The organism is Nocardia sp. NBC_00881, from assembly GCF_045207455.1.
In the GTDB taxonomy this organism is placed as follows: Bacteria; Actinomycetota; Actinomycetes; order Mycobacteriales; family Mycobacteriaceae; genus Nocardia.
On the sequence record NZ_CP108798.1, the window covers coordinates 688515 to 708348 of the forward strand.

A 19834-nucleotide genomic window follows, 5' to 3' on the forward strand; every position below is an offset into this window, starting at 1 on the left:
CGTAGTCTCCGTTACGGTCGTTGGCAGATGAACGCCGCCCAGCCCAGGTCACGGAGGTCGATGGTGCGGATGACACCGCGGTAGGTGTCGGCAGCGTCGGGGTGGGTGGCCGCGATGCGTTCGCAGGCGTGCTCGTAGCTGCGACGCATGTGGGCGGATAGGTCCTGGGTGTCGAGCACGGTCAGGCCGCAGGCGGTCAACAGCGCGAGGTAGGCGCCGTGGGTGAGCTGAGGGCCCATATTGGCGACCCGGTCGTAGTAGTAGGCGCGCCCGACTGGACTTACCTCGGACGACGGTGTGATCACGTCGTCCAGGGCGAGGATGCCGCCGGGAGCCAGCACACGGCACACCTCGGCGAGCACGGTCGACCGGTCCGGGACATGGCACAGCATCGCCTGGCACCACACGTGGCTGAACAGATCGTCGCCGAAGGGCAGCCGCATGGCATCGCCCCGGACCAGCGGTATAGCCGAACGGCGGTGGCCACGATCCAGTTGCACATCGACCCCGACGGCCGCGCAGCCGGTGGTCGCGGCCAGCCAGGATGTGGTGGCGCCGGTGCCGCATCCCACATCCAGCACGACGGACTCGCCGGTGATCCCCGCCTGGTGGCACAGACGGCGATCCCACGCCTCGATGGCCTCTCCCAAGCTGACAGCGACGTCGGCGGGAGCATCTTCGAAGTAGCCCCAATGCATCCGGCCGCCCGGATCCCAGGTCGCGGCGTAATGGTCGGCGGCCCGCCCGTAGTAGTGCTCGACCACTTCACCGTCTCGGACTCGGTCAACACTCATCGATCAACCTTTCCGTGGAAGAATCAATCCGAGTTGCGCTCGACGACGAGACGACTGGTTATGTAGACGATCTGTGACAGACTCGACAACCCTTGGACGCGTTGATATCTCATCTGAGTCTACGAGGCTTGCGACAATCCGGCGGTCATACGTCGCAACCGCGGTTTCCCTCGGCGTCGGGTCCGCCGCCCATCGTCGCGATCGAGATGAGAGGCGACCCCGACGTGCGATGAACCCGAGTCCGTTCCACAACATCCACTCGTCGCGACATGAGCGGATGTCGGCGCTACAGCGTTTCTCTCCTCCAGCCACTCGTAGCGACCCAGCCCTCCTGACGTCAGTCAGTCGAGAAGGTCGCCCGGAAAGAACATCGCGGCCTGGCCGGCGAGATCATGTGCGGCAGGGAACGTTGTGGCTGTTGGTGCCGTGTGGCAGGCGCTGCACTGCTCGGGCTGCCCGGGAGAAATAGATCAGCTGTGCCGCGCCGAAGGCGAGGCCCTCCGCGCGGTCGCGTGTCCACACGAGGGTCTTGTTGAACCCGATCCCGGCATGTGCGGCCGAGCCGCGGGGCACCAGGCAGCACAGGCCGCCAGTCTCCAGCGCCCGGGTGTGGCGGATGGGTGCGTGTACCGCGAAAGAGCTCAGCAGTTCTCGCACGATCACTGCTGCGGCTGTCCGGGAGAACCGCTCGGCAGGACATTTCCGTTGCCCCTTGCCGAAAACCACGAATCCGCTGTCGGCCCGGCTGCGCTGTTCCCATCTCTCCGGGATGAACGCGTCTGGTGCTGTGTGGCCCATTCGCTGGTGGCGGCTGATGTCTACCAGGAGCTGAGTCCCGCGCGGGATCGTCACCGTCGGGCTCAAAGCGACGTCGTCCACCACGAGGTGTTGGATCGTGGCGTGCTGGGGGTAGAGCCGCAGTGTTTCCGACAGGACGTGGTCGAGGTAGCGGGCGTCGCCCTCGATGATCCGCTCGACGACATGGGGATGCCGGGATGCCGCGAGCACGGTATGGCAGACACATTCGGAGAGCTGGTTGACGCCCTTGCTGAAGAACATCCCCAGCAGGTGTTTCGCCCTGGAGTTCGTGTCGAGCGTGCTGTCGGGGCCGAAGATGTCGGGGCACCCTGCATACTCGGTCACCTTGGCCCGCAAAAGGTCGAGGAGCTCCAGCTTGGCGGAGATGTTTCCCGAGTTCCGAAGTCCCTTGAAGTTCTTCGCGGTATCAGTGGCGCAACGACCGATCAGCGCGATCTGTTCCTGCGACGGCGCGGCCCTGAAGACCAGTCCGAACATGAGACGGGAGGCGATAGGGACGGTCAGGTCCGTGAGTCGCAGTACGCGGCTTGTGGTGCCGACGGGCCAGAGGTCCTCCAGGACCTGATGGGTGTACCTGCGGGCCATGGCGAGGATCTCCTCGCGTGGAACGGAGAGGGTACGCAACGTCGCCTTGGCCAGCTCCGTGTAGTGGGGGTGGTTGGTGTCGATGCATTCCTGGTGTTCGTCGGCTGGCCTGTTGTAGTAGAGGAAGGTTCGCCGCACGTGGGTATGTCCGCGTTGGCTTGCGGACTTGTGGGCGAACAGCTTCTCCAGCAGATGCCCATGGATGTCCCGGTTGGGGATCTGGATCGTCGGGGCATCGGCCGGGTCGTCGCCATTGGCGAGCAAGCGGAGCCTGTAGGCGTCTGCGAGGCGTGGAGTCGCGGCAAAAGCGAGCAGTGCGGCGGCGGCAGCGGTCGGTGGGATCGCCTTCAGCAAGATCGGGGGGACGCTCATGTGGGCTCCGTAGATGCGACTCGGATCTTGTGCGTGTTCGATAGCCGACTCCCGTTGTCCCGTTGTCACGTTGTCACGTTGTCGCAGTGGTCGTGAGTAGGGGTGTGGACGGGCCGGTCGGCCGGTTGTTTGCAGGCCGCGCGGCCTCCAGCCCGGCTACGCCTACGTTTGCCGATCGCGTCGTCGGCCTGTCGGGAGCATATTCCGGCCGCCATGCGGAAACCGTGTGGCATGCCAGGATTCGCAGTACTCGACGCGCACACCGGCGTCCCAGGCCAACGTCCGCTCGTCGGCATAGAGCACTATAGTTAGCTTTGCTGAAGGTGTCCCCGATGTCGCGGTTGGGTCGTATTGGTACAGTTCAGGTTCGATTGCCCGGTGTTATCTCGGGTGTCCTCGAGACTGGATCGACGATCCAGCCCCTTCCGTAGGGACTCGGGCTAACCGTTAACCGAGGAGGGGCGCCAGCTTGCCGTCCCGGTCGAGCGCAGCCAAGTCGTCGAAGCCGCCGATATGGGTGTCGCCGATAAAGATCTGCGGCACGGTCCGGCGTTTGGTCCTCTCCACCATGATGTCGCGTTGCGCAGGGTCGAGGTCGATGCGGATCTTTTCGATCGTTGCAACACCCCTCTCTTTCAACAGTTTCTCAGCCCTGACGCAGAACGGACTCACTTCCGTGGTGTACATGATGACGTGTTGCATGACGTCTGCTCCTCTGCCGTCGGGAGACCGTGGAGTAGCGACTACAGGTCGTGTGTCGACGCTCCAGGTCGAGTCACATCGTCGCGCTTCAGCAAGTCTGACACGGCAGGTCCTCGCGCAGAGCCGGAACCAAGACTGTCGTGGAAACTGATACGTTGCTACACGACTGCGGCGGTAGCAATTCCTTGGGCGGGCCCGGAGGGCTGTCATCTCAGCCCGATACTGGCGCCTGGCAGTTTTCGCAGGTGCTGGCGTCGCCGTACTCTCACCTGGTCGACGGTCCAGCATCGAGCTGATGTCTGCGGTCAATGAACGCGGGTGGTCTGCCGCCCGATGAGCCACGGTTAGACGGCCTGCCACGACCCGTACTGCGCTGGCACATCCCACCACGGCGAACCGACCCGGGCACGCCACGGGATCCCATCGATGAGCTGCCGTTTCGTCCACCTCGACGGGCGGCCCGCCTTCTTTTCGGAGTCTACTGATCGGCCTTTCGTGGCGTTAACGCCGTGAAAGGTTGCATTATGCAGCCGTCGTAGTCGGCAAGTAGCTCGGAAACGATCGGTGGAAATGCGTGTGCTTCTGTTCGGTACCGTGCAGCGGCGAAATGACTGTGACAGCATCCGGGGACAAGACCTTCAAGGTCCTCGAGATAGGTGGTGGTCAGCATCTTGTCTTTATTGTCGAGTCCAAGTAGCACGCAGATCTTCTCGAACTCGACCTTTATCGATCGCAACTCCTCCAATCGCTCCCGATACATGTCCCGCAACCGCAACAGAGCGTTCTCGCGGGTCATCGTGTGGAGCCGCTCGAGAGTGAGGACCACGTTGAGTTCGCCGTTGTCATCGACATCGCGATAGAGTGAGAAAACGTCGTTCTGCAGGGTGAGGAGTTCACAGACCAGATCGCGAGCGCGCCGCATTTGGGGTGTGCCGATCAGAAGGGGGGAGATTTCGAAGCCTTCCAGCATATCAATAAAGTTCATGGGGGGCCTCATGGCGATATCATCGAGGCGAATTGCCATAATCTCCTCGATATCGAGGGTGCGGTTGCTCGACAGTGCCAGGCTTTTGGCGAAAAAGCCACGAAACATCGTTTCCATATCGGCACGGAATCTTGTCATCCAGGTCGCGGACATGACAGCGGATGCCCGGCGGATGAGATCGGCGAGCGCTCGGTCGGATCCGCGCAGCGGCCGAGGAATCCGAACGGATGGGTCATGGTGCAGGACGCGTAGCGCCTCGTCCAGAACGCCAGCGACCCGCGATGGTTCACGCCAGATGCTCGAGAGGCTGTCATCGAGGGAGAATCCCCAGGTGATCCAGTTGGTGATGTAGGTCAGAGCTTCTCCGTGGGCCCGCGGGTATGCACACGCGGCGGTACTTGCGATATTCCATGATTCGTTCATACCGGCTGTCACCGAGCTTCGCACCAGACCCATTTCTGCCGCCCACTCGAGGTTGTGCGATTGCGCTTGGTCCACATCGGGGTGAACAGGCCAATCATTCGGCACGTAGAAGAATTCGGTGACGTCTCTCCTCGACGTAAACATTCTTTCTCTCCTCCGACTAGTTTGAGTTCTGGATCCGTGGTGACGATGACGCAACGGTTGCCGCGTTATCGGACGCCGATTTCGTCATGAGCTGATTCGGAAACTGAACAAGACCTGACACGCATTCGTGGCGGGTCATGTGGTGCGGTAGGTTGCGTTCGCGGCGAATTGCCGCAACCATGTGGTGCGATGGAGAAGATGTGTTGTGGCGTCCAGGGCGCCCACGGCCTGCTCGTATCGTGCGGTGATGGTCTGCTCCACGGCGCTTCGGGCACCGCAGGCGGTCAGGATGGCGCGGATCTCCTCGGCTGCCGCGGAATCGAGGTCGGGGTTTCCCAGGTGTATCCGCAGGTAGCGGGCCTGACTGGGCGTGGCATTGCGGTAGGCCATAGCGACCAGGACGGTGTGTTTGCCCTCGCGCAGGTCGTCGAGGACGGACTTGCCGGTCTGCGTTGGGTCACCGAAGACTCCCAGGATGTCGTCGCGGAGTTGGAACGCCTCGCCGAGCGGAATGGCGTAGTCGGACAACGCTTGTAGCTGTTGTGGGTCGGCACCGGCCAAGATCGAACCGAGCTGTAAGGGCCGTTCGATGGTGTACTTGGCGGTTTTGTAACGGATCGTCCGCCACGCGGCGTCGACGTCGACCTCGCGCCGGCCCGCAGCGGTGAGGTCGAGGTATTGGCCGACGAGGCATTCGGTGCGTAGCGCATTCAACACCGCCGAGACGGCGGCCACTTGGGGTGGGGCCAGGTCGGCGGTGGCGTAGAGCAGGTCGTAGGACCAGCCCAGGGTGAGGTCGCCCAGCAGAATCGCGGCGTTGATGCCCAACGACTCGGCCCCGGTGTGGCCCGCGTGCGCAGTGGTGAGGGCACGGTGTGCGGTGGGGCGACCGCGGCGGGTATCCGAGCGATCCATGATGTCGTCGTGGATGAGCGCGAAAGCATGGAATAACTCCAGCGATGCCGCCATCCGCCACACCACCGGTGGCGGTGCTTCGGCACGGATGACGTACCAGCCCGTGACACACAGCAACGGCCGGATACGTTTTCCTCCAGCGGTGAGCATCTCGCGCAGCAGGCCGGTGAACAAGGCCAGCTCAGGGGCGGCGGCCGTTCGCTCCTGAATGTCCAGGAAATCGCGCAGCACCCTCTCGACCCCGGAACGGATATCATCCGCGTCCAGGGGCACGTGGACCCCGATCGTCACAGCACACCGCCCGGCTCAGGTTCTTCGCAATGTTGGATCGACCGGCGCGCTTGTTCGAGGAAGACCTCAGCAATCTGGTGCTCGGGGACGGTGCCGACGACCTGACCTGGAACCAGGACTTCTCCTTTGCTGTCCCCAGCGCTGTCGTCGCGGGCGAAGGTGTGGGCCAGTTTACTGATCATCGCAGCACCTCCGGGAAACGGATAGCGGACCGGGCGATCCAGAGTTCCACGTTCGCGACGTTGCGAGTCGGTCTGGAGCCTGTCATCAAATTTTGTGTGAGTCCGAGATGGCTGAACTTCGAAAATTACTCTAACACAACGCAATTCGCTGCAGAGTGGGTTTGCCGAGTCGCGTTCAACCCAGACCATCCATCAGTGCGTATGCCGGTACTGGAATCGCCCGCCCTTTTTCGAACGCCATGTCATCAAGCCGACATCTCATCGGAACCCGCACGAAAAGCGAAACATGCTCGAGCGCAATACGTTTCAGGAACCGCCGAGGCCGGCAGGATCATGGGTTCGACATAGACGGTGAACCGAGAATCGAGAACCGCGATCATTTCGGACAGCCAATGATCTACATCGGCTGGTGATTGCATCGCCGAGCACATCCTCGAGGATCTGAAACGCACCCTGATGCCGACGCCATTATCACCGAGACGGCGCTCAATTCGGCAATTCAGTGCGTTGCCTATGCCGAGATGATCTCGCCCATCGATCTTCGGTCGTGCCGCGTGGCCGGTTCGAACAGCGCACTATGCGGCATTTGCGGACATTCGACGGGCCGCCCCGTTGCAGGCGCTGTGTCAATGGCCACTTTCAGGTCGCCGCTGGTGGCCGGGGTTGAAGTCCCCACCCCTTTGCTGGGGGTGGGGTGGTTAGTTCAGGGGCGGTCACCTCGTTTGTTGCGGTGTTTCATGCGGTAGGAGTCGCCGTCGGTGATGACGACGGTGGCGTGGTGCAGGAGCCGGTCGAGGATGCTGGCGGCGGTGGTGTGTTCGGGCAGGAACCGGCCCCATTGCTCGAACGGCCAGTGCGACGCGACGGCCAGCGAGCGGCGTTCGTAGGCGGCTGCGACCAGCCGGAACAGCAGCTGGGTGCCGGTGTCGTCCAGTGGCGCGAACCCGATCTCGTCGAGGATCACGAGGTCCGCGCGCAGCAGGGTGTCGATGATTCGGCCGACGGTGTTGTCTGCCAGGCCGCGGTAGAGGGTGTCGACTACATCGGCGGCGGTGAAGTAGCGGACCTTGTGGCCGGCGGTGACCGCAGCGTGGCCGAGCCCGATCAGGGTGTGGCTCTTGCCTGTCCCCGGTGGACCGATAATCGCGAGATTGTGTTGCGCGCGAACCCATTCCAGACTCGACAGGTAGTCGAAGGTGGCTTGCGGGATCGACGACGCCGACACGTCGAAGCTGTCGAGAGTCTTGGTCACCGGGAACGCGGCGGCCTTGAGCCGGTTGGCCGCGTTGGAGGCGTCGCGGGCAGCCAACTCGGCCTCGATCAGAGTCCGCAGCACCTCTTCCGGTGTCCAGCGCTGGGTTTTCGCGACCGCCAGCACCTCCGGCGCGGTGCGCCGGACCGTGGCCAGCTTCAACCGCCGCAGCCCAGCGTCGAGATCGGCGGCGAGTTCCGGAATCGGCTTGGGAGCGACGATTTTCGATCGAGCTGTGGTCACGAGGCGCTCCCGTCACGAGTGATCTTGTAGGCATCCAGGGACCGGATCGGTGCGGTGGGCAGGTCCAGCACCAGCGCGTCACCGGCCCCCCGCGGCTGCGGGGTGCCGGTGCCAGCGGCGAGGATGGAGCGGACGTCGGCGGCGCGGAACCGCCCGAACGCGACCGCCCGCCGCAACGCCGCGACCAGCGCGGCTTCGCCGTGGGCGGCGCCGAGCGCGAGCAGGATCTCCAACTCGGCGCCGAGGCGGGTGTTGCCGATCGCGGCCGCGCCGACCAGGAACGCTTCCGCGTCCGGCCCGAGGGCGCAGAACTGCTGTTCTGCAGTGGTTTTCGGACGCGGCCCGCGGTTGGGCGCGGGCCGGGGCCCGTCGTAGTGGTCATCGAGGATCGACGCGTCACCGGGAGCGACGAGTTCGTGCTCGGCCACGATCACCCCGGTCGCCGGTTCGAGCACCAGCAGCGCGCCGCAGTCGAGGACGATCTGCACTTTCTCACCGATCAGGCGGGTCGGCACCGAGTAGCGGGCCGACCCGTAACGCACACACGAGAGCCGGTCGACCGTGCGCGTCACCGCCGGTGCACCGACCTCGAGCCGCAGCGACGGCAATCCCCGCAACAACTCCCGCTCGACGACCAGGCGTTCGTCGGGGACGGCACAGATCTCCGAATGCACCAGCGAGTTCACCTCCGCGCACCAGGTCCTCGCCGCCGCGTTGGCCTCGCGCAGGCTCACGGCCGTCCCGGTCATCGCGGCCTCGGTCAGCAGCGGGACCGCCAGATCCCGCTGGGCATAGCCACACAGGTTCTCCACGATGCCCTTGGACTGCGGATCGCTGCCGTGACACCAGTCGGGACGAAAACCGTAATGTGTTGCGAACCGAACGTATTCGGGTGTCGGGACGACCACGTTCGCGACCACCCCGCCCTTCAGGCAGCCCATCCGGTCGGCGAGCACCCGGGCGGGGACGCCGCCGATCGCGGTGAACGCTTCGGCGAGCATGGCCAGGGTGGTCGACTGTTTCTGGTCGGTGGCGAACGCGGTGAACCGCCACCGCGAGAACGCCAGCACCGCACAAAACAGCTGCAACCCAGGCGCGGCCTCGGCCCAATCGATCACCAGATACTCACCCGCCGACCACACCGCCGGACGACGACCCCGATGATTATCCTTGCGCCACAACGCTTTCTGCTCCGACACCAGGCGCCGGAAATTCCGTGGCGACCCCTCGTAACCGGCAGCGCGAGCGGCCGGTAACAGCCGCTTGGCCGAGATCCGGCCCTTCGACTTGGCGACCCGTTCGGCGACCAGATCCTGCACCGAGTCGTAATTTCGGGACCGCGGTGCCCGCTCCGGCGGCCGGCCGCCGGCCTCGACACGCTCGACGACCCGTTTCACCGTCTTGTGCGTGGTGCCGCACAGCTCGGCGGCCCCCCGATAGGTTCCGACCTCTCGATAGGCGGAAATGATGTCCATTCGCTCCCTCGCAGACTTCAATGGAACTCCCTGGGCAGTGACGGAATGACAGTTGGCGCTATCACCGTCACCGCCCAGGCCATGAGCTCCGGGCATGACACGACGAGCAAGAGGAATGGGGACTTCTACCTGGCCGCCAGCGGCGACCTACAACCAGCCACCAGCGGGGACTTTGTCACGGCCATGGACACGCTGGGACGGCCCTTATGGTCGAAACCTAGAAACGATGACTGCTTCAGCTCGAAGCTGTCACTCGGTGCCCGATGCCCTGCGATGGTCAACGACAGAGTCCGGCCCGGGCGACATGATGGTCTCGTGGCCATTCTCGGCCCGAACTCGATAGGGAGGCGTGCCGTCGGGGCCGAGAACTTCGACGATCTCGACGACGTGGTCCTGCTGGCCGACAACGCGGCCGTGCACGACCAGTCTGTCGCCCTTCGATGCATGCATGTGAAGCCTCCTCGTTTCCGTAGGGGGACTGTCGGAATTTTGGCTCTGTCGCACTTTCGGTGGTGCCGCGATGGCGCTGACAGCACGATGTTGCGGTGTCTGAGGTGAATATGCCTGCTGCCGTGGCGCTTTCGGGGTTGTCGCCGCTGGTGGTGGAGGATGTGGTCGACAAGGGAAACCAGATCGTGGTGTGGGCGCGGACGCCTGACTGCCCGGCCGTGTGTCCGGGCTGCGGAGCCGAGTCCGCGCGAGTGCACGGATATCACTGGCGGACGGTGGCCGACGTGCCGCTCGACGGCCGCCCGGTGATCGTGTGCGTGCAGGTCCGCCGCCTGGTCTGCCCGACAGCGGGCTGCCGCAATACCTTTCGCGAGCAAGTCGTCGGTGTTCTGGAGCGATACCAGCGTCGTACGACGCGTCTGACCTGCCAGGTGCGGTCGGTGGTTCGGGAACTGGCCGGTCGGGCGGGTGCCCGGCTGCTGGCCAGATTGTCGATTGGGTTGTCCCGGCATACCGCTGTGCGTGTGCTGCTGGGTATCCCCTTGCCGCGGCGACCGGTTCCGGCGGTGGTGAGCGTCGATGATTTCGCGTTGCTGCGCCGCCACCGGTATGCCACGGTCGTGATCGACCCCGTGTCCCACGACCGGGTCGATGTGCTGGCAGACCGCAAATCCGACACCCTGGCCGTCTGGCTGGCCGATCATCCCGAGGTGACGACCGTCGTACGGGACGGTTCGGCCACCTACGCCGAAGCCGTGCGACGCGCACGACCTGCGGCGACACAAGTGTCGGACCGGTGGCATCTGTGGCATGGTCTGGCCCGTGCCGTCGAGACGGCCGTCGCCGCGCACGGACGTTGCTGGGCCGCCTCGGGCCCGAAGCGGCACCGGATGGCGCGGGAGACCACCACCATCGAACGCTGGCATGCCGTGCACAACTTACTCAACCAAGGCGTCGGGCTGCTGGACTGCGCCCGGCGGCTGGGCCTGGCGTTGAACACTGTGAAGCGGTACTCCCGGGCGCCTGAACCGGATTCGCTGCGCCGTCCGCCACAGTACCGGCCCGGACTGGTCGACCCATACCGTGATCATCTGCGGGCTCGGCGGGCCGCTGAGCCGGGTGTGCCGGTCACGCACCTGTTTGCCGAGATCAAAGACCTCGGCTACACAGGTGGGCTGAACCTGCTCTACCGCTACCTCAACGAAGGGCGCCTGACCGGTGACCGGGTCGTCGTCTCGGCCCGCAAACTCACCGGTTGGATCATGAGCAGGCCATCAGACCTCTCCGAAACCCGCCGGAGCCACCTCGGCGAACTCGTCGCCGCCTGCCCGGAAATGACCCGGCTGACCGAACTGGTCCGTGACTTCGCCACGATCATGACCGACCGGCGCGGCGCCGACCTCGACTGCTGGATCAAGCAGGCCCGCGAGGCAGGACTGCCCCAGCTCGAGCCGTTCCTGCGCGGTCTGGACCAGGACCACGACGCCGCGGTCGCCGGACTGACTTTGCCCTACAGCAACGGGCCATGCGAGGGAGTCAACACGAAAACGAAGCTGCTCAAGAGGCAAATGTACGGACGAGCCGGATTCCGGCTCCTACGACACCGGATCCTGCTCGGATAACCCCACCACCGAAAGTGCGACAGAGCCAGATCTCAGACAGTCCCTCCGTAGGCGGACCTTGCGGGTTCAACGGTACGGGCTCGCACCTGATCGTAGTCGGCTTATCGTGCGCTGGTGCCGGGGTCACGGATCGATGTTCTCGACCGGTCTCGTAGGAGGACACGCAGGGTGAACGGTTAGCCCGGGGCAGAGCCTCGGGTAGCCTCAGGTCGTCATCGCGGGTTGGTCTATGAAAGTGCTGGAGTCCCGTCGAGATTGGAGCTTCCCAACGAAGTTGTCAACCCCGGAAGGTGACTTCCGATTACGTTTTCAGGCGGCAGCGGCGGCGGGTGGCAGCGGTTGGTATGTCCGTTTGTCGCGGATCAGTGCCCAGAGCACGTTGACTCGGCGGCGGGCCAAGGCGAGGACGGCGTGGGTGTGTTTTTCGCCCTCGGACCGTTTCCGGTCGTAGAACTGGCGCGATTCGGGGCAGCAGCTGATGGACACCATCGCCGAGTAGTAGAAGACACCAGGATCGGATGAATAAGGCTACTCGCTTTGGCCGCCAGGTGGCGGTCCCAACCACCGAACTCATCAACGAACTCGCTCCAGCCGCTCGACATCTATAGGAGCATCTTCAGCTGACAAACCCGAGCGTGCCGAAGGCACGCCGCAGTCGACTGAACATCCTGCAATGCTGCGTCGAGTCGAGCACTACCGCTGCCTGCTGATGACAGTTGGTGTCGGTTCCAGGTTTTCGCGTGCGGTTGAATCTTCCCCGATGCTCGGGTCGCGTCGATCAGCGCGGATAAACAGTCTCTCCAGTATGTTCGGGCGATCTCGACGGCCGGAGCGCGCCACGTCTATACAGTCATTCATGTCAGCTATCGGGCGCGAGAAGGGTTGTGGCGATGGCGGATTGGTATTCGACGCGGGAGGAGCGCACCGCGCGGCTGAGCGGACTGATGGACGGGTCCTCGGCGTCCAGGCGAGTGCAGCATGTGGGGCCGCGCAATTTCCTGATGGGAGTCGCGTTGCGTGCCGCGGCGCGCGCGTGCCGTGTGCTGGAGTTGTCGGATCAGGAGCGGCTGCTGGTGGACGCGCTGGATCGGTTGCTGCCTGCCGCCGAGATCGCGGAGGCGGGAGGGATATTCACCGAGGCACATGCCCGCGGCGGGGCCGTGTTGTTCCCGCCGAGGGTGTCGGCGATCGCGGTGGAAACTTCCTATGCTGGCGCTGATCTGCTGCGCGATCTGCCTGTGCTCGGCAAACAGGTTCTTACCCAACCCAACTGCAGCCAACCGATTTGGCCCCGAACTCGAGTGGCTCGTGGGCGCCCGACGCGTTTGACTATCCGTTCGCGCAGTTGACCAGCGGGAGCCGTCTGATGGAACAAGTCCCTGATAACGAGAGCGCCGTGCGCCAGCACCAGGACACGGTTCACGGATCACCGAGCGGAATGCTCGCGGACGCGCGCGAACAGGTGTTGCCTGCGCTGCGCGCGACTGTGGACACCATTCCTGCGTCGATCCGTCCTATCTGCGAGTACCACCTGGGCTGGCGCGATGCCACCGGGGGCATCGACAACGCGGGCGTGGGCAAGGGCATCCGCGCTGCCCTGGTGCTGGGCTGCGCCCGCGCGGCCGGGGGTCGCGCCTCCGATGCGGTGCCCGCGGCCGTGGCGGTGGAGTTGATCCACAACGCCTCACTGCTGCACGACGACGTCATCGACGGCGACGCTGTGCGTCGGCACCGTGCCACCGTGTGGTCAGCCTTCGGGATGCCCGCGGCCATCCTCGCCGGGGACGCCTTGTTCTTCCTGGCGATCCGCGTGCTTGCCGCAAGCCCCGCCGCCTGGGCCTCAGACGCGACCCTGCACCTGGTTCGGGCCACCGAGCGCCTCATCGACGGGGAGTACACCGATACCGTCTTCGAGGCCGCCCCCAGTGTGCCTCTGGCCCAGTGTCTGACCATGTCCCAGGCCAAGACCGCGGCCTTGATGGAATGTGCCTGCCTGCTGGGTGGCTTGGCCGGAGGAGCCGATCCCGACCGCACACTGTTGTGGAGCCAGTTCGGCGCCCACCTGGGCGTGGCGTTCCAACTCGTCGACGATTTGCTGGGCATCTGGGGCGATCCCGCTGCTACCGGCAAACCAGCGGGCTCAGACCTACGCCGCCGCAAGAAGTCCCTACCGGTGGTGGCCGCCCTGGTCTCCGAGACCGCCGCGGGCCGCGAACTGGCCCGGGTGTACGCGGCCAACTCCCGCTTCGATGAGGCCGATCTCGCGAGGGCCGCCGCCCTCATCGAGGACACCGGAGCTCGGGAATGGGCGCGACAAGAGGCCGACCACCAACTCCGCCGGGCCGCCGCGTGCCTGCGCGCCACCGATCCAGCCCCCCTCGCGGCGGCGGACCTGACCGGCTTGCTGGAGCTGCTGGCCAACCGAACCCGATGACGCCCCGACACCACCCACGCCCACACCACATCGCCGACCAACATTGCAAGCCCGAGCACGAGGCCCATCGTGCTCGCCGAACCGTGGAGGAAAACGATGACCGCCGACGCCTACGCACCAGACGCGCCACCCATCTTCTGCCCGATCCAGCCCCTGCCCCACCCCGACCCTGGCGAGTTCATCGCCGCCACCACAACGTGGGTATCCAGGTTCGGGCTGGCCGAAGACCCCGATTACCTCCACAAGTCGGTGCTCACCGGGGTCGCGATGACCCTCTGCTTCTATCCCGACGCGCCACCGCCACGACTCCAGGACCTCTGCAACTATTCAGCGTGGGCGTTCATCCTCGACGACATGATCGAGAACGGTCAGCTGGGAAAACGGACCTGCGATGTGGTCCCCGCCCTGTCAGCGTTCGTGCGCAGCACCGAGAACCCCGCAGCCCGGCTCCTCGGAGACCACCCCCTGGACGCCGCCTTCGCCTCGATGATCAGCGACGTGCACCGCTGGGCCAGCCCCGTGCACAGGCAGCGCTTCACCGACAGCTTCCGCGAATGGATGGCCGGTTTCATCTGGGAGCGCTCCCTCCAAGAACTCCACCAGCCCATCGACCTCAACACCTACCTGCCACTGCGCTTGACCTCTGCCGGGGCAGCCCAAGCCATCGCGATGGGCGAGATGTGCCACGACCTCGAACTGTCCGCCCAGCAACGCGACCACCCCGCCGTCACCGCCGCCTCCGAAGCCGCCATGACCGTCGCCGTATTGGACAACGACCGCTACTCCCACCTCAAAGCCGTCAGGGAGGAGGAGGACTCCACCGACATCTTCACCGTCATCCGCAATGACAACCCCCACCACACCTTCCGTCAAGCCCTCCACGACGGCGTCGCCCTCCGAGATCGCTGCCTCACCCTGTACTTGAGGCTGCGCGACCAACTGCTTCGTCATGCCAGCCCCCAGCTACGCACCTACTTCCACATCCTCGACCTCCTGATCGTCGGCAACATCGACTTCGGCGCCACGTGCATCCGCTACCTGTTCCCCGACTCGCCCGGCAAAGACTTCCCCCGCACCACCACCCCACTAGACCCCAGCACCGAACCGCCGTCTATTCCCTCCATCGCCTGGTGGTGGGACCAAGTGGACCCCACCAGTCTGTGACACGAGTCCACCCACGCTGTCGAACATCCGCCTCCCAGGAACTTCAAGGCCTGCGGAGGCTGCGGTGGCTGAGACATTCCCCACGCTGTTTCTCGCCATCTCAAAAGACGACATCCCCTGAACGGACCGCGCTACGGGGCCTTCCGCATCAAGCTGGCGAAACCCACACAACCCAGCCGAACATCACCTCATAGGGTTACTTACAGCGCGTTTGCTCGACGTGCCCAGATGCTGAGACGCGCCCTGATCCGTGACGCCACTTTTCACCGATACGAGCGATAGCGCTGACAGCCACAGCGCTAATGCGTCAGATCCGGCCCGCCAGCAACACAACTGGCAACAATGGACGTGAGCTGTACGGGGCTAGATAACTGCAGTTGGGCGCTGTACAACGTTGCCCATGGGTGACGTCGTCTTGGTACGGATACCGGGAGGCCAACCGAAGCCAGACAATACAATCCGCCTTCAGCTGAGAGTTCCCACCAGGATGTCAGGGCTTTGACCTGCGGTCTTCCCGCTCATGTCAGTTTCACGAGATGTCAGTAAAGACCTGGTCAAGCCCCATATTTGAGATGAGGGTGGCCGAGTCGAAATCGTTCGCAGAACCTCCCCGGAGATGTCAGTAATGACGAGTCACGACTGACATTTCGCGGTCGCGGCGGAGCCGCTCAGGTAGCGGGCGACGGAGGCTGCAGTGTCAGACTTCGACGAGCTGAGGCACCAGGTCATCGGTGTTGTACATGTTCGCCAAGCTATGCCCCGGCTCCGACATCTCCCACGGCGTCGGTCCGTGCGTTGGCCGATATTCGTGTCCTCATCATGGTCAGGAACTGCTCGATCACCGGCTCGGAGTAGCCGTAGCGCCGCCCGACGCCAATCGGATTCAAGTGAAAGATCGCTGACGCCCGCTTCCGCAAACGCGGTCATGTACCCCGGTGACACGATCCTTACCGGTTATACCGACACATGCGTTTACAGGTTCGACCTGCGGAACTGTCCTGCCGCGAACGAAGGTCTCCGGACACCGTCTTGGCGAGGACTCGCATCTGACGCGACTTCCTCGCATCTGATGCAGAGTCTATCGACTGCCGATGACCATGCCTGATCAGGGCGTATGCCGAAAATCGTTGGATTTTCGGCGAGTTCTACCGCAACCCCGACACCGCAAGCGCCGGACCCGATCTGGTGCCGTGCTGCGGGAATTGCTTGTCATGGCTCCAGTTCTGCCCGTCGGTGGTGGTCGTCTACCACAGGCTCCTGTCGCTGCCACTGCCTTTGTGGACGCAGTACAGCTTTTCGACGCCGCTGCTGTCACGGAAGACCGCCAGCGCCGGGTTGCGTCGGAGGCCGCGTTCGGGATTGCCGCGTCCCGCGACCAGCTCGAGTTGCTGCTGGCGAGGGTGCTCCACCACAGGTTCTGGCTGCTTCCTGATCCGCGGCGCACGCAGTACAGCTTGTTTTTGAACACTGCGAGTGCGGGATCGGCGTCGCTGGCATGATTCGCGAAACGCCGGTCTTCGGTCCACCCGGTGTCGGGGTCGTAGAGGGTCTGCCACAGGCTCTTATCCGAGCCGCCCCCGCGATGCACGCAGCTTGCCCTCGAACGCGGCCAGCGCCGGGTTTGCTTCGCTGGCATGCTTGGGGAACTCTTTGTCTTGACTCCACCCGTGCTCCTCCTCGAATACCGTCCACCACAAGCTGGTGTCGGAGGAGGGCCAGCCGATAGGCGTCGGGACCAGCGCGGCGATGGCGATCCACGGCGAGGTCAGCACGATTCCCCGGTCCTGGTCGACGCGTTTCATGACCATGCTGTGCGCCTTGTAGTACAACCTGACCAAGGTACCGATGGGCGAGGGCAGGAACTGCCCGACAAGGGTGCCGATGCGGGGATAGATCTCGGCGGCCACGTTGACGGCCTCATGGTTGAGGAAGACCCGAAACCCCCACCACTTCGCCTCTGCCCACACCTCGGGATTGTCTTGTATCTGGGCCAGCTCTGCCCGCGCCTGCCTACCGGCCTCGATGTCTTCGGCGGTGGGTGGAGTCATCCCCGGCGGGATGTAGAACACCTCCCCGGCCGCTGCGGATCCATCAGCACCAACCGTGGTGTGGGAAGTTGACGGCATTGATTTGGGCGGGGATCCCGGCCCGGCTGCAGTCCGGGCCGATCTCGCCGAACCCGGTCACCTGGAGTGGGAGCCTGACGAACCGAGCGAGGTCGTGCAGTGCGAGTGTGGCGGCAACTCGTTGCGCCGCATGGGATTTACCACCACGCAGCATTCCGGATGGCTTTCGCCGATACGGCCCGCGCCGGACTAGACCGGGGTACGATTATGCCAATCGCTTTAGTTGCGAGAGTTCACTGGCACTTGATGTTTAGCGACCACGTAGTCCAGTTCTATAACCCGTTCAATTGATATTTGCGGTTCGTCGTGCGTTTGATGAGCCGATAGAAGTTCTGCCCGGAAAATGTCTGATGAGCCCGTCTGGGTTATAGAGCGTACCGAATTTGGTGAGCACCTGTCGCGTTCTCGTCGATCGCGACAGTCGCGGGGAATGGAGTGCTGATCATGGCAGCAGAGAACCTCGGATTGAGAATGCCTCCAGCAGGGATGGGCGCGGGGGTGTCTGCGATGGTCGGGTTCGAGATCGCCGGTTCCGCCAATCCGCCGCTGGTACTGGCCTTGACATCCGGATCCGGCGCCACGGCGAGCAACGAGACCGTCATCGCGGCCATCGACGGCGGCAGTGTCACCCCCTCGACCAGCACCGAGGTGGTGATCGCCGCCGATGGTGGGATCTCACGGGAGCTGAACCTGACAGCGGGACCGGTGCGGGTGTCGAAGATCGCCGTCGGTTTCGTGAAAGGGCAGATCCGGGTCGCCTTCGACGCAGTGATGACGGTCGAACCGGTGCAGCTGGCGCTGATCGGACTCGGCGTCGCGGTGACCCCGCGATTCGAGTTCACCCCACTACTGCAAGGTGTGGGCGTATCGATGGACAAGCCGCCGGTGCGGTTGACCGGTGTGCTGGAACGGCGTTCGGACGATCGGTACGCCGAGGTCATCAATGGCCTACTGACGATCGAGACCGGATTCTTCGCGCTGCTCGCCGCGGGCAGCTATGTGCGCAGCCACGACGGCTGGACGTCGATGTTCCTGTTCGGTGAGATCGCGGGCAACCCCCAGCTGGGGCTGTTCGGTCCGCCCGCGTTCCGGGTCAACGCGATATCGCTCGGCTTCGGCATCAATTCGACGGTCCGCCAACCCGGCATTGATGAAGTGTCGGAATTCCCCCTCGTGCAACGCCTTTCGGGCTGCGGGGAAACGACACCGGAACAGGTGCTGGAACGGCTGACCGGGTCGGGTGGGTGGATCACCCCGAGGAAGGGCCAGTACTGGGGTGCTGGCGGCCTGGAGTTCTCCTCGTTCAAATTCCTGGACGCGAAGGTGCTGCTGCTGGTCGAGGGCGGACAGGACTGGAAGGTGATGCTGTTGGGCCGCGCGGTCGTCGACCTGCCGCGCAGCAAGGCGGCGAAGAAACCGATCGCGCGGGTCGCGGTGGATCTCGCCATCGCCTACCGCGCGGACGAGAATTTGTTCTCGATGGATGTAGTCGTCGCGCCCGGTTCCTACGTTCTCGATCCCGCCGCGCAACTGACCGGTGGTCTGTCGCTGTACATCTGGGGCAAGGACCGCACGGCGGTCGGTGGTGGTCGCGGGTTCGTGTTCACCCTCGGCGGTTATCACCGCAAGTTCAAGAAGCCGTCGTACTACCCGGTGGTGCCGCGGGTGGGATGGGTGTGGCAGCTGGGACCGATCGCGATCCGCGGACAGGTATACGCGGCGGTCACCGATGGAGCCTTCATGGCCGGTGGTGCCCTGGACGCCCGCTACGACGCCCATCACGGCATCCGGGTGGAGGCATGGTTCTCGGCCTGGCTCGACGTGCTGGTGCAGTGGAAACCGTTCTATTTCGACCTGTCCATGGGCATGAGCATCGGTGTGGCCGCCACGGTGAAGGTGTGGTTCATCAGAGTCCGGGTATCGCTGTCGGTCGGGGTGGATCTGGAGCTGTGGGGCCCGCCGATCGGCGGGCGAGCCAGGGTCAAGGTGTGGTTCATCTCCTTCACCATCGGAATCGGCGCGAGCCGCGACGGGCCCGCTGCGATCGGCTGGGACGAATTCCGGGTACAACTACCGTCTGCGCTGAGCATTACCCCTCTGCACGGCATCCTCGCCGATGCCGCTCCCGCCGAGATCGCGGTGCGCAACGGCAATGGCGAACCGACGCTGGTGTCCTCGGACGGATTCACGATTGCGACCGCTGCCGTTATACCCGCCACCGAAATCACCCTGAACGGAAAAAGCTTTGCCGGGACCGGCGACGCGACCGCGAACATCCGCCCCATGGACAAGCAGGGCGTCCGGTCGGTCCACAAGGTCAGCGTGTGGCTCGGTGATGTCACCGAACCCGGTACGCGGTCGGTGTTCGATCCGGAGGATGAAGAGAACGGCTGGACGGTGACCGTCGTCGAGGAGGACATGCCTAAGTCGCTGTGGGGCGACAAGCTGAACAAGCCCACGGATGTCCTCGACGGTGACGGGCTGTTGACCGGTTCGCTGGCTGGGCTCCGATTCGAGGTTCCGCCACCGACGTTGGGCGACACCCTCGGCCCGGTCTCCTCGACCGCGTTCATCATCGAACCCCAGCAGCCCGCGCTACTGCCGCCCCGGGGTACCGCGCCCGAAGGCCCGGTGCCGGTGGCGGATCCGCGATCCATCGCCGCGATCATCGACCCCCAGAGCGGTATCGACTCGAGTGCGGCGCGCGCAGGGCGTGCCGCGGTGTACGGGGCGCTGGATGCCCTCGGATTCGCACCGGGCGCCGACGGTCCGCTCACTATGTTCACCGACCAGGCGGCCACCTACTTCACCGACGCGCCGCTCACCGCTGCCGCACCGTAATCACGTTGTGCTGCA

17 protein-coding genes and 1 pseudogene are annotated in these 19834 nt (G+C 64.4%); 5 read left to right on the plus strand and 13 right to left on the minus strand.

The genetic code is table 11. The features are described 5' to 3' along the window. Positions 1-11 precede the first annotated feature (11 nt). From OH799_RS02605 to OH799_RS02650, 10 genes are all read right to left on the minus strand, one after another. The gene (locus tag OH799_RS02605; protein WP_406275172.1) at positions 12-794 is read right to left on the minus strand and encodes a methyltransferase domain-containing protein; all 783 of its coding nucleotides are present in this window, start codon (positions 792-794) and stop codon (positions 12-14) included. Positions 795-1184: 390 nt separating this feature from the next. Then, positions 1185-2570: a cytochrome P450 gene (locus tag OH799_RS02610; protein WP_406275175.1), complete on the minus strand. Its 1386-nt coding sequence runs from the start codon at positions 2568-2570 to the stop codon at positions 1185-1187. A gap of 447 nt (positions 2571-3017) precedes the next feature. Continuing rightward, complete coding sequence (gene grxC, locus OH799_RS02615; RefSeq protein WP_406275178.1) at positions 3018-3272, minus strand: glutaredoxin 3; 255 nt, start codon at positions 3270-3272, stop codon at positions 3018-3020. Positions 3273-3616: 344 nt separating this feature from the next. Further along, positions 3617-3844 (minus strand): transposase, encoded by a 228-nt coding sequence (locus OH799_RS02620; protein WP_406281733.1) that lies wholly within the window; start codon positions 3842-3844, stop codon positions 3617-3619. Next, positions 3751-4824: a terpene synthase family protein gene (locus OH799_RS02625; protein ID WP_406275181.1), complete on the minus strand. Its 1074-nt coding sequence runs from the start codon at positions 4822-4824 to the stop codon at positions 3751-3753. The genes OH799_RS02620 and OH799_RS02625 overlap by 94 nt, the downstream gene beginning before the upstream one ends. Before the next feature lie 135 nt (positions 4825-4959). Continuing rightward, on the minus strand, positions 4960-6030 hold the full coding sequence (locus tag OH799_RS02630) for a polyprenyl synthetase family protein (RefSeq protein WP_406275184.1): 1071 nt from the start codon (positions 6028-6030) through the stop codon (positions 4960-4962). Further along, on the minus strand, positions 6027-6212 hold the full coding sequence (locus tag OH799_RS02635; RefSeq protein WP_406275187.1) for a hypothetical protein: 186 nt from the start codon (positions 6210-6212) through the stop codon (positions 6027-6029). The genes OH799_RS02630 and OH799_RS02635 overlap by 4 nt, the downstream gene beginning before the upstream one ends. A 703-nt stretch (positions 6213-6915) precedes the next feature. After that, entirely contained in the window at positions 6916-7707 is a 792-nt protein-coding gene (gene istB / locus OH799_RS02640) for an IS21-like element helper ATPase IstB (protein ID WP_406265551.1), read from the minus strand. Continuing rightward, positions 7704-9203 (minus strand): IS21 family transposase, encoded by a 1500-nt coding sequence (istA, locus tag OH799_RS02645; protein ID WP_406265554.1) that lies wholly within the window; start codon positions 9201-9203, stop codon positions 7704-7706. The genes istB and istA overlap by 4 nt, the downstream gene beginning before the upstream one ends. Before the next feature lie 228 nt (positions 9204-9431). After that, on the minus strand, positions 9432-9632 hold the full coding sequence (locus OH799_RS02650; protein WP_406275190.1) for a DUF1918 domain-containing protein: 201 nt from the start codon (positions 9630-9632) through the stop codon (positions 9432-9434). A gap of 110 nt (positions 9633-9742) precedes the next feature. On the opposite strand from OH799_RS02650, the gene OH799_RS02655 reads away from it, so the two are divergent. Next, positions 9743-11254, plus strand: coding sequence for an ISL3 family transposase (locus OH799_RS02655; protein WP_406281736.1), 1512 nt, complete (start codon positions 9743-9745; stop codon positions 11252-11254). Positions 11255-11563: 309 nt separating this feature from the next. Here OH799_RS02655 and OH799_RS02660 read toward each other — a convergent pair. Beyond that, positions 11564-11761, minus strand: a pseudogene (locus OH799_RS02660) (IS110 family transposase); the annotation flags it as partial. Between the two features lie 383 nt (positions 11762-12144). Here OH799_RS02660 and OH799_RS02665 point away from each other — a divergent pair. From OH799_RS02665 to OH799_RS02675, 3 genes are all read left to right on the plus strand, one after another. Then, positions 12145-12603: a hypothetical protein gene (locus tag OH799_RS02665; RefSeq protein ID WP_406275193.1), complete on the plus strand. Its 459-nt coding sequence runs from the start codon at positions 12145-12147 to the stop codon at positions 12601-12603. 17 nt (positions 12604-12620) lie between these two features. Then, on the plus strand, positions 12621-13688 hold the full coding sequence (locus tag OH799_RS02670; protein ID WP_406275196.1) for a polyprenyl synthetase family protein: 1068 nt from the start codon (positions 12621-12623) through the stop codon (positions 13686-13688). Positions 13689-13784: 96 nt separating this feature from the next. Further along, the gene (locus tag OH799_RS02675) at positions 13785-14852 is read left to right on the plus strand and encodes a terpene synthase family protein (RefSeq protein ID WP_406275199.1); all 1068 of its coding nucleotides are present in this window, start codon (positions 13785-13787) and stop codon (positions 14850-14852) included. A gap of 1244 nt (positions 14853-16096) precedes the next feature. Here the strand turns inward: OH799_RS02675 and OH799_RS02680 are convergent. Together OH799_RS02680 and OH799_RS02685 are read right to left on the minus strand one after the other, a co-directional pair. Beyond that, entirely contained in the window at positions 16097-16264 is a 168-nt protein-coding gene (locus OH799_RS02680; RefSeq protein ID WP_406275202.1) for a hypothetical protein, read from the minus strand. 150 nt (positions 16265-16414) lie between these two features. Beyond that, the gene (locus tag OH799_RS02685) at positions 16415-16900 is read right to left on the minus strand and encodes a hypothetical protein (protein WP_406275204.1); all 486 of its coding nucleotides are present in this window, start codon (positions 16898-16900) and stop codon (positions 16415-16417) included. A 522-nt stretch (positions 16901-17422) separates the two neighbouring features. On the opposite strand from OH799_RS02685, the gene OH799_RS02690 reads away from it, so the two are divergent. Continuing rightward, positions 17423-19819: a DUF6603 domain-containing protein gene (locus tag OH799_RS02690; protein ID WP_406275207.1), complete on the plus strand. Its 2397-nt coding sequence runs from the start codon at positions 17423-17425 to the stop codon at positions 19817-19819. Positions 19820-19834 lie beyond the last annotated feature (15 nt).